Raw genomic sequence first — 15,095 nt, 5'->3', positions numbered from 1 at the left:
GCGGAACAAAAGCTGTGTTTAGAAAAAATTGGTTTGCGATGTGTGCGAAGCACACTTTTGTTCTTGAAACAGTTGCTTAATTTTTAAAAATATGATAGTATCTTGTGGAAAAACAATTGTGTTTAACACACGCACAGAGGTGGACTATGTTAGAAGATTCAAAGTATTATGTCATTAAAAAGAAAGCGGTTCCGGAGGTTCTGTTAAAAGTACTGGAAGTGCAGAAGCTTTTGGATGCAGAACAGGCTAAGTCCATTCAGGAGGCCACGGAGACTGTGGGGATCAGCCGGAGTTCTTATTATAAGTACAAAGATGATATTTTTCCTTTTCATGCGAGCAAAAAGGGACGAAATATCACGTTTGTGATCGAGGTGGAAGACCAGCCGGGAGTTATGGCCACAGTGCTTCAGGTATTTGCAAACTACAAGGCCAATATCCTGACGATCCATCAGAGTATTCCGATCAACGGAAAAGGAGTGCTCACAGTCAGCGTGGATATCGTTGACATGGAGACTGATGTGTCTGCCATGATCGAGAGTGTGGAGAAGCTTGACAACATTACATATGTAAAAATAATTGCAAAGGAGTAGAACAGATGATAAATATTGCGGTATTGGGATACGGAACCATTGGATCAGGAGTTGTGGAGGTCATCGAGACAAATCACGAGAGCATCAACCGTAAGATCGGGGAGCCGATCCGGGTAAAATATGTTTTGGATAAGAGGGATTTATCCGGCACGCCGGTGGCGTCAAAGGCAGTCACAGACTATGATATCATTTTAAATGATGACGATGTGAGCATCGTTGTGGAAGTCTTAGGCGGAGTGGAGCCTGCATATACGTTTGCAAAGCAGGCGCTGGAGCACGGAAAGAGCGTTGCCACTTCCAACAAGGAACTGGTAGCTGAAAAGGGAGCAGAACTTCTGGCCATGGCAAAGTCCAAGAATTTGAATTTCCTGTTTGAGGCCAGTGTTGGAGGCGGAATTCCGATCATCCGTCCCTTAAACCAGTCTCTGACAGCCGATGAGATCAATGAAATAACAGGTATACTGAATGGGACTACAAACTATATCTTAACAAAGATGGCCGATGAAGGGGCTGACTTCGATGAGGTGTTAAAGGACGCTCAGGAGAAAGGATATGCGGAACTTCATCCGGAGGCGGATGTGGAGGGATATGATGCGTGCAGAAAGATTGCAATCCTGACTTCACTGGCATTCGGCATGCAGGTGGATTATGAGGATGTACATACCGAGGGTATCACAAAGATCACAGAAACTGATATGAAATATGCAAAAGCCCTGAATAAGAGCATTAAGCTTTTGGGAACCAGCAAAAAAATCGGTGACAATGTATATGCCATGGTATGCCCGATGATGATCGGCAGGGACCATCCGCTGATCGGCGTCAACGATGTGTTCAACGGCATTTTTGTAAACGGAAATGTCATCGGCGACGTGATGTTTTACGGAGCGGGGGCAGGAAAGCTTCCGACAGCCAGCGCGGTTGTGGCAGACGTGATCGATGCGGCAAAGCATAAAGAGAGAAATATCATGCAGATCTGGAGTGAAAAGAAGCTTCATCTCGCAGATATCGGCGATTTTGAACATAAATTCTTTGTGCGTCTTCCGAAAGACTGCGACAGAGAAAAAGTAAAAGAAGTTTTTGGTGATGTAGAAGAAGTTTCAGCAGAAGGGGTGACAGATGAATTTGCATTTGTTACACTGACAATGAAAGAAAAAGACTATCAGGATAAGATCAAAGCGTTTAATTCCGTTTTGGGCATGATTCGTATGAATGTTAAATAGATTTGGAGGACTAGTTTATGAAGTATATTGTTGTGTTGGGAGACGGAATGGCCGATGAACCGATCGGTGAGCTGGGCGGCAGAACACCGCTTCAGGCGGCCAGGACTCCGGTCATGGATACCATGGCAAAGGTATCGGAACAGGGAATTGCTTACACGGTGCCAAAGAACCTTCCGGCTGGAAGTGACGTGGCAAACCTTGCTATGCTCGGCTATGACCCGCAGAAGTATTATTCCGGGAGATCGCCTCTTGAGGCGCTTTCCATCGGTGTGGATATGAAGGATACTGACATTGCTCTGCGCTGCAACATTGTCACCTTATCAGAAGATGAGACCTATGAGGAAAAAACTATCATCGATCACAGCTCCGGGGAGATCACAACAGAAGAGGCAAGGGTTCTGATCGATGCGGTGAAAAAGGAATTAGAGACAGATGAGTTTCAGTATTATCCGGGAGTCAGCTACCGCCATCTTACGATCTGGGATCACGGAGAGACGGTGGAACTGACGCCGCCCCATGATATATTAGGAAAGCGGATCGGGGAGTATCTTCCTGAGGAGACAAAGCTCCGGGAGATGATGGAGAAGAGTTTTGATATTTTAGACCGGCATCCAATCAACGAAAAACGCAGGGAGATGGGATTGAATCCGGCGAACAGCATTTGGTTCTGGGGTGCGGGCACCCGTCCTGCGCTGGATGATTTTGAGGAAAAAACAGGAAAGAAGGGTGCTATGGTATCCGCTGTGGATCTGCTGAAAGGCATCGCGGTCGGTACGCACATGCTGAATTTAGATGTGGAAGGAGCCACAGGCGGACTCGATACCAACTATAAAGGAAAAGCAATGGCAGCCGTGGATTCTCTGACGAAAGACGGGGCGGATGTGGTTTATATTCATGTGGAAGCTCCCGACGAGATGGGGCACCAGGGAAGTGTGGAAAATAAAGTGAAGGCCATTGAATTTCTCGATGACCAGGTGATCCGTGTCGTCGCAGAGGAGCTGAAGAAGCGCGGAGAAGATTTCCGTATGCTCATTGGGCCGGACCATCCGACACCCATTTCGATCCGGACCCATTCCAAAGACCCGATTCCGTTTATGATCTATGACAGCACGAAGGAAATGAAGGGACAGAAGGAATACAGCGAAGAGGCAGCAAAAAGTACAGGACTCGTCCTGGAACACGGACATGATCTGATGGGCCGGCTATTACAAAAATAAGAGAAAATTTTAGGAGGCAGCAATGTTAATTGTTAAAAAATTCGGAGGTACATCCGTAGGAAATAAAGAGAGGATTTTAAATGTGGCAAAACGCTGCATTGAAGAATACCAGAAAGGAAATGACGTGGTTGTTGTCTTGTCTGCAATGGGCAAGATGACAGATGAACTGATCGCGATGGCGAAGGATATCAATCCGAATCCGCCGAAGCGGGAGATGGATATGCTTCTGACTACAGGAGAGCAGACATCCGTTGCCATGATGGCGATGGCGATGCACTCCATGGGGATTCCGGCTGTTTCCCTGAATGCATTCCAGGTAGCCATGCACACGACCCACGCTTACAGCAACGCCAGGATCAAGAGAATCGATACGGACCGCATTCTTAACGAGCTGGAACAGAGAAAAATCGTCATCGTGACAGGATTCCAGGGTGTGGACCGTTACGACAACTATACGACTTTGGGCCGCGGCGGCTCAGACACTACTGCCGTTGCCCTGGCTGCGGCCCTGAATGCGGATGCCTGCGAGATCTATACGGATGTAGACGGTGTTTACACCGCAGATCCAAGAAAAGTCACTACGGCGAAGAAACTCCAGGAGATCACCTACGATGAGATGCTGGAGATGGCCACACTCGGTGCGGGAGTTCTCCATAACCGTTCTGTGGAACTCGCCAAGAAGCACGGAGTACAGCTGGTTGTCCGTTCCAGCCTGACGAAAGAAGAGGGAACGGTTGTCAAAGAGAGGATCATGATGCCTCAGGCAGAGATCAGCGGTGTTGCCGGAGACGATGATGCGGCACGGATCTCTGTGACGGGACTCGAGGATGAGCCGGGAGTAGCATTCCGCCTGTTCAATATCCTTGCAAAGAAGAATATCAATATCGACATCATACTCCAGTCCGTAGGACAGAACGCAAAGAAAGATATTTCTTTTACGGTGAAAGAAGACGATGCGGATCTGGCAGTCAAAACGATCAAAGAGCATCTGCCGCTGGGGTCCTATGCGGATGTGGATGCTACCACCGACGTGGCCAAAGTATCCATCATCGGAAGCGGACTGATCGGACACTCTGGAATGGCTGCCCGCATGTTTGAGGCACTGTATGAGGTTGGAGTCAATATCCGGATGATCTCAACATCTGAGATCCGTGTGACGGTTATCGTGGACCGGGCTGATATGGTGAAGGCTATGAATGCGGCACACGAAGCATTTGAATTATAACAGAAGGTGAAAGGGAACACCGCCTGCAGTCCGGGCGGTGTTTTTTGACCCGGAAGGAAAGGAGATCAGGATGAAGAGAACAGATTATTTATCATGGGATCAGTATTTCATGGGGGTTGCGCTTCTCTCTGCCCAGAGGAGCAAGGATGACCACACGCAGGTCGGGGCATGTCTTGTCAACGACCAGAATAAAATATTATCTGTGGGCTACAATGGGATGCCGACCGGATGTCATGACGATGACATGCCGTGGGAGCGGGAGGGAGAACCTCTCGATACAAAATACTTTTATGTCTGTCATGCAGAACTCAATGCCATTTTAAATTACGGGGGAGGCTCTCTCTATGGAGCGAGAGTCTACGTAACTTTATTTCCGTGCAATGAGTGTGCCAAGGCCATCATTCAGAGCGGAATGAAGGAAGTGATTTATATGCAGGACAAGTACGCCGATGACGACATGACGGTTGCGTCCAAGAGGATGTTTGATATGGCCGGTGTGAAGTACCGGAAATTTGAACCAAAAGACCAGACAATAGAACTGCACTTATAAGGAAATGGAAAAATGGATATCATCAATATTTTAAAAGACGAGCTGGGAATCAAAAGAGCACAGGCGGAGACGGCAGTCAAACTGATTGACGAAGGAAATACGATACCGTTCATTGCTCGCTACCGAAAAGAGATGACCGGCTCTTTGGACGACGAGACACTCAGGAACCTGGACGAGAGACTGAAATATTTAAGAAATCTTCAGGACAGAAAGGATGCGGTTTTAAAGAGCATTGAGGAGCAGGGAAAGCTGAGTGAGGAGCTGAAAAAGCAGATTGAGGAGGCGGTGACCTTAGTCACTGTGGAGGACCTGTACCGGCCGTATAAGCAGAAGAAGCGGACCAGAGCTATGATCGCAAGAGAAAAGGGACTAAAACCTCTGGCTGATCTGATCTTTTTACAGGCTTCTGACGATCCTGCCAGAGAGGCTGAAAAGTTTATTGATCCGGAAAAAGGAACAGAGACACCGGAAGATGCCCTCCAGGGAGCCAAAGATATTCTCGCGGAGATGATCTCGGATGATGCCAAATACCGTGAATGGATCAGAAGATCCTATAAAGAACATGGAAGGATTTTGTCCGCTGCTAAAAAGCATGGAAAGAAATCTGTCTATGAGATGTACTATGACTTTGAAGAACCGGTAAAAAAAGCCGCCGGATACAGGATATTGGCTATGAACCGCGGGGAGAAAGAAGGGTTCCTTTCTGTAAAGATCGAGCCTGACAATGAAAAGATCGCGGCTTATTTGGTCAGAAATGTGGTGAAGAAGCAGAAGCATCCCACTACAAAATATTTGCTGGAAGCGATCGAGGACAGTTATAAGAGGCTGATCGCACCTTCCATCGAAAGGGAGATCAGAAATGAATTGACGGAACAGGCAGAGACGGAGGCTATCAAGCTTTTCGGCAAAAATCTGGAGCAGCTCCTCATGCAGCCGCCCATCACGGGACAGGTCGTCCTCGGATGGGACCCTGCGTTCCGAACGGGATGTAAATTGGCTGTGGTGGATTCGACAGGAAAAGTCCTGGACACGGTGGTGATCTATCCGACGGCGCCTCAGAACAAAGTGGAAGAAGCCAAAAAGACAGTAAAAAACCTGATAAAAAAATATGGGATTACGCTGATCTCAATAGGAAACGGGACTGCCTCAAGAGAATCAGAACAGATTGTGGTGGAACTTTTAAAAGAGATAAAAGAACCGGTACAGTATGTGATCACCAATGAAGCCGGGGCTTCAGTCTATTCTGCGAGCAAACTGGCGACAGAGGAATTTCCGAATTTCGATGTGGGCCAGAGAAGCGCAGCCTCGATTGCGAGAAGAGTTCAGGACCCGCTCTCGGAACTGGTAAAGATCGAGCCGAAAGCGATCGGTGTGGGACAATACCAGCATGACATGAACCAGAAACAGCTTTCCGGGGCTCTGACAGGTGTCGTAGAGGCGACAGTAAATAAAGTGGGTGTAGATTTAAACACAGCGTCAGCTTCTCTGCTTGAATATGTGTCCGGTGTATCTAAAGCAGTGGCAAAAAACATTGTCTCTTATCGGGAAGAAAACGGGAAATTCCTGAACAGGAGAGAACTCTTAAAAGTTGCCAAGCTGGGGCCCAAAGCCTATGAACAGTGCGCGGGATTTTTAAGAATCTCCGGCGGAAAGAATCCGCTGGATGCCACCGGAGTGCATCCTGAGACTTATAAAGAGACAGATCAGCTTCTGCAGAGTCTTGGCTACTCCGTGAAAGAACTTTCCAGTCAGGGATTTCAGGATATAGGAAAGAAGATTACAGACTATCAAAGACTGTCCGAGGAACTGGGTGTGGGAGAGATCACACTCCGGGACATTGTGAAGGAACTGGAGAAGCCGGGGCGTGATCCGAGAGAGGATATGCCGAAACCGATTTTAAGGACGGACGTCATGGAGATGGAAGACCTGAAGGAAGGCATGAAGCTGAAAGGCACCGTGAGAAATGTCATCGACTTCGGAGCCTTTGTGGACATCGGAGTCCATCAGGATGGGCTGGTGCACATCTCCCAGATGGCCGACCGTTTTGTAAAACATCCTCTGGAAGTGGTCAGTGTGGGCGATGTGGTGGACGTGACCGTGCTGAGTGTGGATCTGGAGAAAAAGAGAATACAGCTTTCTATGAGAAAGTCCTGATTTACCAGCCTCCGGAGAAGGTGATGATCTCTCCCGTCAGATACCGGGGAGCTGTGCAGGTGTGATAGATCATCTCTGCGGCTTCCCTGGGACCGGCAATCCGGTCTGCCGGTATCTCCTGCCGGATCATGTCTTTTTCTTCTTCGGTGAATCCGGAGTTCATTTCTGTGTCAATCATGCCGAACGCTACTGCGTTCACGGAGATATTGCTGGGGGCAACCTCTTTTGCCAGGGCTTTCGTAAACGTATTGACAGCGCCTTTGGCGGCAGAGTACAGCACCTCACAGGAGGCGCCTGCGCCGCCCCATACGGAAGATATGTTGAGGATCGTACCGGACTGCCGGCGGATCATATGAGGAAGGACACTTTTGCAGGAGGCAAACAGCGGCATCACATTGGTGTGGAACATTTCCTGCCAGTCTTTTTCAGAGGTATCAGTAAACAGACCCACCCTGGAAATACCTGCATTATTCACAAGGCAGTCCAGCCCTCCGAAACAGGAGATAGTTCCTGCTATCATCTGTTCCACAAAATAGGAATCACAGATATCGCCTGTAAAAGAAAGACATTGGACACCCAGCCTTTTGATCTCTTGTTCAAGAGATGCGAGGCGTTCGGGATGACGGTAACCGTGGATGGCCACATTCCAGCCGTTTTGGGCAAAGACCAGAGCCGTTTCTCTGCCGATGCCTCTGGAACTGCCTGTGATGAGTACTGTATTCATAGCTTCTCCTCCTGGATTTAAGAAAACTTTAAGGAGAGTATAGCATATAGTTTTGTTGAAATAAATCGATTTATTTGGTATACTGAACGGAGTTTCAAGGGAAGGAGCATGGGAAATGGCCAGAAGAGCAAGGAGAAAAGCAGGAGCCGGGGCGATCATCCTGCGGATATTGGTAGTCATTGTACTGTCAGCGGCGGTAGGAATCGGTTCTTTTGCAGGAAGTAAAGCATTTTTTCTGAATAGATTTAAAAAGGACAAAAAAGATAAGATAGCGGAGGCGTTAAAGGCAGAGAGCCAGGAAAGAGTAGATGTATCCCTGGTGAGAGTAAAAGATGCCTTATCGATCCGCATCTATCATAACAAGGATAAACAGATGGTTTTCGTACCGATCAGAAAGGACACCATACTGACTCTGGACAACGACGGAGTCAAAGCCATGGGCGGAGACACGAAGACGGCCACCGTTGAGCAGCTGGCAGCAAAGGCCAAGGATATCAAAGTCATCAAGGCGCAGGTAGAGAAGACTCTGGGAATTACCATCGGCAGCTATGAGAGCTTGTCACAGAAGAATTTCACAAAGGCAGTGAACAATGCCGGAGAAGTAGAACTGGATCTCGAAAATGAAGTGGCATACAAAGACCAGAACAAGATGCTGGTTCATATTCCTGCGGGGAATAACACAATCAACGGAAATCAGGCACTGGGAATGATCCTGGACAGCAGCCAGTTCAGCGACGAGAATGAGCACATCGCGCTGGTTGGGGAACTGACTGTTAAGATAGCCCAGAGCATCAACAAGAAGTCATTAAACGACTATAAAAAGTTTGCGAAAGATTATTATGGCAGTTATGCAAAGAGCAATGTGTCATACGACAGCATCAAAGACAATCTGAGCAGGATGCATGAGGTCAGCGCTAAGGACGTTACCTATCAGATCCTGTCCGGCTCCGACGAAGGGGAAAACTTTAAGCTGGATACAAAGAAGACGAAAGAGATGTTTGATGAACTCCTCTCAGAAAACGGGAAAGTTCCGGAATCATCCGGCTCAGAGAAATCTACAAAGAAGGAAAAAACAACAACGGAAAAGAAAAAAGAGACAGAAGTGTCTTCCAAGGGAATCTCTATTGAGATTCAGAATTCCACGAGGATCAGCGGCCTTGCGGGAAGCTGGAAAGACAAGCTTTCGGGAGACGGATTCACGGTTGGAAGCATTAAGACGAACCGGCAGGGAACACTGACAGACACAAAGATTATCGTTGCGAAAAAGGGTATGGGCGAAGACCTGAAGAAGTATTTTAAAAATCCAACGATTGAAGTCGGAAGCGTGGACAGCGGTGCGCAGATCTGCATCATCCTCGGAACCAACGATGATATTTAGCAGGACAGAATAAAGGGTTTAAAAGAGGCCATACTAACATAAACGATGATGTTTATGTTAGGAGGCGTCCGGTGAAACGAAAAGAAGCATTCAGTATTATAATCGGAACATTTTGCATGGCAGCAGCTACCAATACAGTATTCCAGCCGTTCGGAATCGTCACAGGCGGTTTCGGCGGACTTGGGATCATCTTTGACAAGCTGTGGAGCATCCCTCTGTGGATGACGAACGTCACGCTGAATGTTCCTCTTTTTATACTTGCATTCCGCTATAAGACAAAAAAATTTATGCTCAGAACTATATGCAGCGATATTATGCTGACCGTCTTTTTAGGTGTTCTGCCTAGATTCTCATTTTTCCCGAAAGATTTTTATGTCAATCTGATTCTGGGGGCCATCCTGATGGGAATCGGGCTTGGGCTGGTGATGAAGGAAAGGACATCCACGGGGGGGACGGATCTGATGGCGTTCTTACTGCATGTTGTCTTTCCGCATGTAAGCATTCCTATGCTTCTTGGGATGCTGGACGGCACGATCGTCCTGTTCGGCGCTTTTATTTTCGGTGTTGAGAAAACAAGTTTTGCGCTTCTTGTCATATATGGGATTACGAAGATCACAGACAGTGTGGTCGAAGGCTTTCAGGTTTCCAAGCTGGTGTTTGTGATCAGCCGGCATCAGGAACAGATATCGGAACAGATTTTGTTTCGCATGGGCCGGGGAGCGACCAAGCTTTCTTCTGTGGGAGCTTATACCGGACAGAGCAAAGAAACTCTGATGTGCATCGTATCAAAGAAGGAAGTGCCTGTGCTAAAGAAGATCGTCATGGAAACAGACCCGAAAGCCTTTGTGATTATATCTGACACAAGAGAGACAATAGGGGAGGGGTTTGTGGATTATACACAATAAAATAAAAAAGTTACTATCTTTCTCTTTTTTTTTTGTATATTTTGCTATATAGTATTAGAAAAGGTCGGAAATAAGAAAGGGCGTGTAAATATGATTTCAAATCAAATCCTGCAGGAGACATTAGATGGAATACACAGTATTTCCAACGTGGATCTGTATGTGATAGATTTAAACGGAAAGATCCTGGCAAAAACGAAGGAGACGGAGGCAGAGGATGAAGATACACTGAAGGGCTTCATCAATTCCGTAGCAGAGAGCCAGGTTGTTGGCGGCAAGCAGTATTTTAAAATTTTTGACGACAAACGTCTGGAGTATGTGCTTTTAGCTGACGGAGAGAGTGAGAGCATGTATATGGTGGCAAAGATGGCGGTGTTTCAGATTGAAAGTCTGCTTGTCGCCTACAAAGAAAGGTTTGACAAGGATAATTTTATAAAAAATCTTCTTCTCGACAATCTGCTTCTGGTGGATATCTATAACCGGGCCAAGAAGCTGAATATTGACATCGAGGCCACACGGGTCGCCTATCTGATCGAAGCTACCTATGGCAAAGATCAAAATCTGGTGGAAACAGTAAAGCAGCTGGAGGATACTACGGATGATGACTTTATTGCCGCCGTCGATGAAAAAAGTATCGTATTGGTGAAGGAAGTCTGCGTAAAGGCCCAGTCAAAGCAGTTTGTCAAGACGGCTGAGAAGCTTCTGAAAAACCTGAAAAATGTCGGGATCAATGACGCGAGAATTGCCGTGGGGACCATAGCCAAAGGGATCAAGGATGTGTCCCGGTCTTACAAGGAGGCACAGATTGCTCTTGAGGTAGATAAGATTTTCTATGAAAACAAAGAAGTGGTAGCCTATGACCAGCTGGGTATCGGAAGACTGATCTATCAGCTGCCTCTGCCGCTTTGCAAAATGTTTATCAAAGAGGTGTTTGGGGATTATTCTCCGGAGGAGATCGACGATGAGACATTGGCGACGATCTACAAGTTTTTTGAGAATAATCTGAATGTCTTCGAGACGTCCAGACAGTTATATATACATAGAAATACTCTTGTATACCGCCTGGATAAAATACAGAAGAGCACGAACCTGGACCTGAGGAATTTTGAGGATGCCATTGCTTTTAAAATTGCTCTGATGGTCGTACAGTATATGAAGCATATGAATACACTTGGATAAACGTGTGAGAGGGGAGTCATTTCTATGATTACACTGCAGAATGTGACGAAAGAGTACCAAAAAGGCAGCATAGGGCTGGACAACGTGTCACTGGAGGTAGATAAGGGGGAATTTGCCTTCATAGTGGGTAAGAGCGGGTCCGGCAAGACAACACTGATCAAGCTGCTGTTAAAGGAACTGGAAGCGACATCCGGGGATATCGTTGTCAACGGCTATCACTACCAGAAGATGAAGCGGAGGCAGATTCCGTATCTCAGGAGACAAATAGGCGTTGTTTTCCAGGATTTCCGACTGCTTAGAGACCGGAGTATCTATGAGAATGTAGCGTTTGCGCAGCAGGTGATTGAGGTGCCGAAAAGAGCCATGAAGCGGCAGGTTCAGAACGTCCTTGAGCTGGTGGGGCTGGGGAACAGGCTCAGGGCTCTGCCTGACGAACTGTCAGGAGGTGAGCAGCAGAGGGTTGCCATTGCCAGGGCTTTGGTCAATCACCCGGCGCTTTTGCTGGCAGATGAACCTACGGGGAATCTGGACCCGCAGAATGCACAGGAGATCATGGATCTTCTGGTGGAAATCCAGAAGAGAGGAACGACAGTGATTGTCGTAACCCATAATAAAGAAATCGTAAATCATATGGGAAAACGGGTCATCGCCTTGAATGAGGGAGCAGTACATCACGACGAGAAAGGCGGTACATATGATATTTAGACGGCTGGCCTATGGGTTTAAAGAAGGGCTGAAAAATATTTTCAGGAACAAAATTTTTTCTTTGGCAACGGTAGGGACGATCATGGCCTGTATTTTCCTTCTGGGAGTGACATTTTCCGTGCTCCTCAATGTAAGGGCTACGGTAAAGCAGGCAGAAGATTCAGTGACCATTTCCGTATTCTTCGATGAAAAGCTGGCGGAGAGCAGGAAGGATGCCATCGGAAAGAAAATCAAAGGTTACAAAGAAGTTCAGTCTGTCCGTTATGTATCGGCGGAAGAAGCATGGGCTAAGTATAAAAAAGAGGTATTCAAGAACAATGAAGATCTTTTGGAGGGATTTGAGGGCAAAAACCCGTTAAATGAATCGGACTCCTATGAAGTCATGTTAAAAGACGTGAAGTATCACGGAAAAATGGTCAGGCAGTTTAAAGGCCTGGACGGAGTGAGAAAAGTAGAGTATGCAAAAGGTGCCGCAGAGGGGATTTCCAAGGCAAATCTTCTTGGAGCCTATGTGGCAGGGGCTATTATCCTGATTCTTTTGCTTGTGTCGGTCTTCCTCGTGAGCAACACCGTCTCTATCGGTATTGCGGTGAGAAAAGAAGAGATCGCCATTATGAGACTGATCGGTGCCACCAACCGGTTTATCAGGGCTCCGTTTATTGTGGAGGGAGCCGTCATAGGAATCGTCGGCTCTCTGATCCCTATGGGCGTCATTTATATAGGCTATAAGGTGATAGTCAACTATATTATAGACAAATTTCATGTACTGACAAATTTTATGGAGTTTGTACCTGTAAATCAGATCATGGTTTATCTGATTCCTGCGTCTCTGTTAGTGGGGCTCGGCATCGGATGTCTCGGAAGCAGCTTTACGATCCGCAAATACCTGAGAGTGTAGGAGGATTCCTATGAAGAAAAAATATTTTGGTGTAACAGTATTTCTTTTGACCCTGTGTCTTTGCTTTGCCAGCCTGCCGGGATTGGCGGTGAAGGCTGACAGCAGGACGGAAGACTTGAAGGATAAGGCAAAGAAAAAAGAAGAGGAAAATAAGGAGCTGGAAAAGAAGATTTCCGGGATGGAAAAGGAAATCGAGGCCATGGATCAGAAGATCGAGAAGGCTTCCGATAAAGCGGACAAGCTGGAAAAAAAGCTGAATGACACGAAGAAGCAGGTGAGTGATACAAAAGAAAAGCTCAGTGAGGCAAAGGCATCCAAAGAAAAGCAGTATAAGATTATGAGCAAACGGATAAAATACCTTTACGAAAATAGAAACACAGGTTATATTGATGTGATTGTACAGGCAAAATCTTTTAATGAGTTCCTTACAAGACTTGACTATGTGTCAAAGATTTCTAATTATGACAATAATATGTTTCACAGGCTCAGAAAAACTCAGGACAAGATTGCCTTAGCTTCAAAAAAGCTGGAGGAAAGCTACAAGGAGATTAAAACTGTGACGAAGGAAGCCAAGGCTGAAGAGGCCAAGATTGTCAGCCTGGCCGACAGCAAGAAATCCAAGCTGATACAGTTCCAGCAGAAGATTGCATCAAACAAGGATCTGATGCAGAAGTATCAGGACCGTATAGATTACTACGATACTGCATCAAACAAGCCGTCCGGAGGAAACGCAGGGAATAGTTCTTCATCCGGAAGTTCCAGACCCGGGGGCAGTTCTTCGGGAAGCTCCGGCGGATCATCCTCCGGAAATCACAGTTCCGGGGGCGGATCTTCTTCACTGACATGGCCGGTCCCGTCCTGCCATACAGTTACTTCACCATTTGGAAACCGGACACATCCGGTTCAGGGGGGAACGAAATTCCATGAAGGCATTGATATCGGAGCGCCAAAGGGTTCCACGGTAGTAGCAGCGGGAAGCGGTACAGTGGAAGTGGCAGGATACAGCCCGTATAACGGAAACTGGGTGAAGATTGACCACGGAAACGGACTGGAGACATTGTATTTACATAATTCTTCTCTGAAAGTCTCGTCCGGACAGAGAGTCAGCAGAGGGCAGAAGATCGCGTCATCCGGCTCCACCGGGATGTCCACCGGGCCGCATCTTCACTTTGCAGTAAAGAAAAACGGCAGCTATGTGAATCCAATGAATTATATGTGACAGGAACTGTGGAATCAGGGGTATGAAAAAAAGTCATACCTCTGTTCTTTTTATATATGAAATTTCCATAGTATAATGGATTTAAATGGATATCATGGGAAAGGAGCGGAGTATGAATTTAAAACAGCTGACCTATTTTGTTGCACTGGCAAAGAATCAAAATTTTACCACTGCCGCAAATGAATTGTTTATCTGCCAGTCGGCACTGAGCAAGACGATTAAAGCCATGGAAGAGGATTTGGATGTACAGCTCGTTGACCGGACTGCGAAACGCTTTTGTCTGACGCCGGAGGGCAGGATGCTTTATCAGGAAGGCAGAGATGCACTGGAGAGCATCAACAACCAGATGGAGCATTTAAGAGACTGTATTAATGCAGAGAACGGGGAAATTTCCGTGGGAATACCTCCGGTGATCAGCACGATTTATTTTGCGTCTATTATCCAGGGGTTTCGAAAAGCCTATCCGGGAATCCGCCTTGTAATTGCGGAAGAGGGAGCAAATACTGTGAAAGAAAAGGTTCAGTCCGGAGAGATTGACATCGGTGTGGTCATACTTCCTTTTGCTTCGGACGATTTTCATATCCTTCCTGTATTTAAGTCGGACAATGTGCTGACGGTCAGCACGGATCATCCTTTTGCGGGCCGTGAGAAAGCAGCTTTTCGGGAGTTAAGAAATGAAGAGTTTATTTCACTTGACAAGACATTTATGCTCCACAGCCGGACCAGGGAACTGTGCCATATGTCGGGCTTTGAGCCGAACATCGTTATGGAGAGTTCCCAGTGGGACTTCGTGGCCGAGATGGTTTCGCTGAATCAGGGAGTGGCCATTCTTCCGCGGCCGATCTTATCCCGTTTTAATTCAGATAAAATAAAAATTCTTACACTGACGGAACCGGAGTTTCCATGGGATATAGCATTGATCATAAGAAAGGACAAATACGTTTCAAATCCGATCAGACATTTTCAGACGTATGTCAAAGAACACGGGAATATTAAATAAAGAAATTGCAAAGAACTAAACCTTAGATGATAGAGAGGCTTAGTTCTTTTTTTCATGCCGTCTATGAATTTTATATATTTTACTGTGAGAATCAACCAAACCTATAATGGATTTATAGAAATGATTATACAAGA

The 15,095-nt window shown here is 46.6% G+C and carries 14 protein-coding genes; 13 read left to right on the top strand and 1 reads right to left on the bottom strand.

The window, feature by feature from the left end; genetic code table 11:
* The first annotated feature begins 146 nt into the window (after positions 1-146).
* The 6 genes from ANCC_RS15510 (at position 147) to ANCC_RS15485 (ending at position 6,956) form a co-directional block, all read left to right on the top strand.
* A complete protein-coding gene (locus ANCC_RS15510; RefSeq protein ID WP_006568552.1) occupies positions 147-590 on the top strand; it encodes an ACT domain-containing protein in 444 nt (147 codons plus the stop codon).
* Positions 591-595: 5 nt separating this feature from the next.
* Positions 596-1,810, top strand: coding sequence for a homoserine dehydrogenase (locus tag ANCC_RS15505; protein ID WP_006568553.1), 1,215 nt, complete (start codon positions 596-598; stop codon positions 1,808-1,810).
* Between the two features lie 17 nt (positions 1,811-1,827).
* Entirely contained in the window at positions 1,828-3,027 is a 1,200-nt protein-coding gene (locus ANCC_RS15500) for a cofactor-independent phosphoglycerate mutase (protein ID WP_006568554.1), read from the top strand.
* Between the two features lie 22 nt (positions 3,028-3,049).
* Entirely contained in the window at positions 3,050-4,252 is a 1,203-nt protein-coding gene (locus tag ANCC_RS15495) for an aspartate kinase (protein WP_006568555.1), read from the top strand.
* A gap of 70 nt (positions 4,253-4,322) precedes the next feature.
* On the top strand, positions 4,323-4,802 hold the full coding sequence (locus ANCC_RS15490; protein ID WP_024729407.1) for a deoxycytidylate deaminase: 480 nt from the start codon (positions 4,323-4,325) through the stop codon (positions 4,800-4,802).
* Between the two features lie 12 nt (positions 4,803-4,814).
* Positions 4,815-6,956 carry a Tex family protein gene (locus tag ANCC_RS15485; protein WP_006568557.1) on the top strand — a complete coding sequence of 714 codons (2,142 nt, stop codon included), beginning with the start codon at positions 4,815-4,817 and terminating at the stop codon, positions 6,954-6,956.
* Between the two features lies 1 nt (position 6,957).
* On the opposite strand, the gene ymfI is transcribed toward ANCC_RS15485, so the two are convergent.
* On the bottom strand, positions 6,958-7,680 hold the full coding sequence (gene ymfI / locus ANCC_RS15480) for an elongation factor P 5-aminopentanone reductase (protein ID WP_006568558.1): 723 nt from the start codon (positions 7,678-7,680) through the stop codon (positions 6,958-6,960).
* 115 nt (positions 7,681-7,795) lie between these two features.
* On the opposite strand from ymfI, the gene ANCC_RS15475 reads away from it, so the two are divergent.
* The 7 genes from ANCC_RS15475 (at position 7,796) to ANCC_RS15445 (ending at position 14,961) form a co-directional block, all read left to right on the top strand.
* Entirely contained in the window at positions 7,796-9,058 is a 1,263-nt protein-coding gene (locus ANCC_RS15475) for an LCP family protein (RefSeq protein ID WP_006568559.1), read from the top strand.
* A gap of 71 nt (positions 9,059-9,129) precedes the next feature.
* On the top strand, positions 9,130-9,963 hold the full coding sequence (locus tag ANCC_RS15470; RefSeq protein WP_009289908.1) for a YitT family protein: 834 nt from the start codon (positions 9,130-9,132) through the stop codon (positions 9,961-9,963).
* Positions 9,964-10,053: 90 nt separating this feature from the next.
* On the top strand, positions 10,054-11,139 hold the full coding sequence (locus ANCC_RS15465) for a PucR family transcriptional regulator (protein ID WP_187649138.1): 1,086 nt from the start codon (positions 10,054-10,056) through the stop codon (positions 11,137-11,139).
* 24 nt (positions 11,140-11,163) lie between these two features.
* Entirely contained in the window at positions 11,164-11,844 is a 681-nt protein-coding gene (gene ftsE / locus ANCC_RS15460; RefSeq protein ID WP_006568563.1) for a cell division ATP-binding protein FtsE, read from the top strand.
* Positions 11,834-12,742 carry a permease-like cell division protein FtsX gene (ftsX, locus tag ANCC_RS15455; RefSeq protein WP_006568564.1) on the top strand — a complete coding sequence of 303 codons (909 nt, stop codon included), beginning with the start codon at positions 11,834-11,836 and terminating at the stop codon, positions 12,740-12,742. Before ftsE ends, ftsX begins: the two co-directional genes overlap by 11 nt.
* Positions 12,743-12,752: 10 nt before the next feature.
* Complete coding sequence (locus ANCC_RS15450; protein WP_006568565.1) at positions 12,753-13,961, top strand: murein hydrolase activator EnvC family protein; 1,209 nt, start codon at positions 12,753-12,755, stop codon at positions 13,959-13,961.
* A 112-nt stretch (positions 13,962-14,073) separates the two neighbouring features.
* Positions 14,074-14,961 (top strand): LysR family transcriptional regulator, encoded by an 888-nt coding sequence (locus tag ANCC_RS15445; protein WP_009289905.1) that lies wholly within the window; start codon positions 14,074-14,076, stop codon positions 14,959-14,961.
* Positions 14,962-15,095: the final 134 nt, after the last annotated feature.

The organism is Anaerostipes caccae L1-92, from assembly GCF_014467075.1.
Classification (GTDB): domain Bacteria; phylum Bacillota; class Clostridia; order Lachnospirales; family Lachnospiraceae; genus Anaerostipes; species Anaerostipes caccae.
Note: the sequence above shows the minus strand (reverse complement) of the source record. Positions and strands in the feature narration are given on the sequence as shown.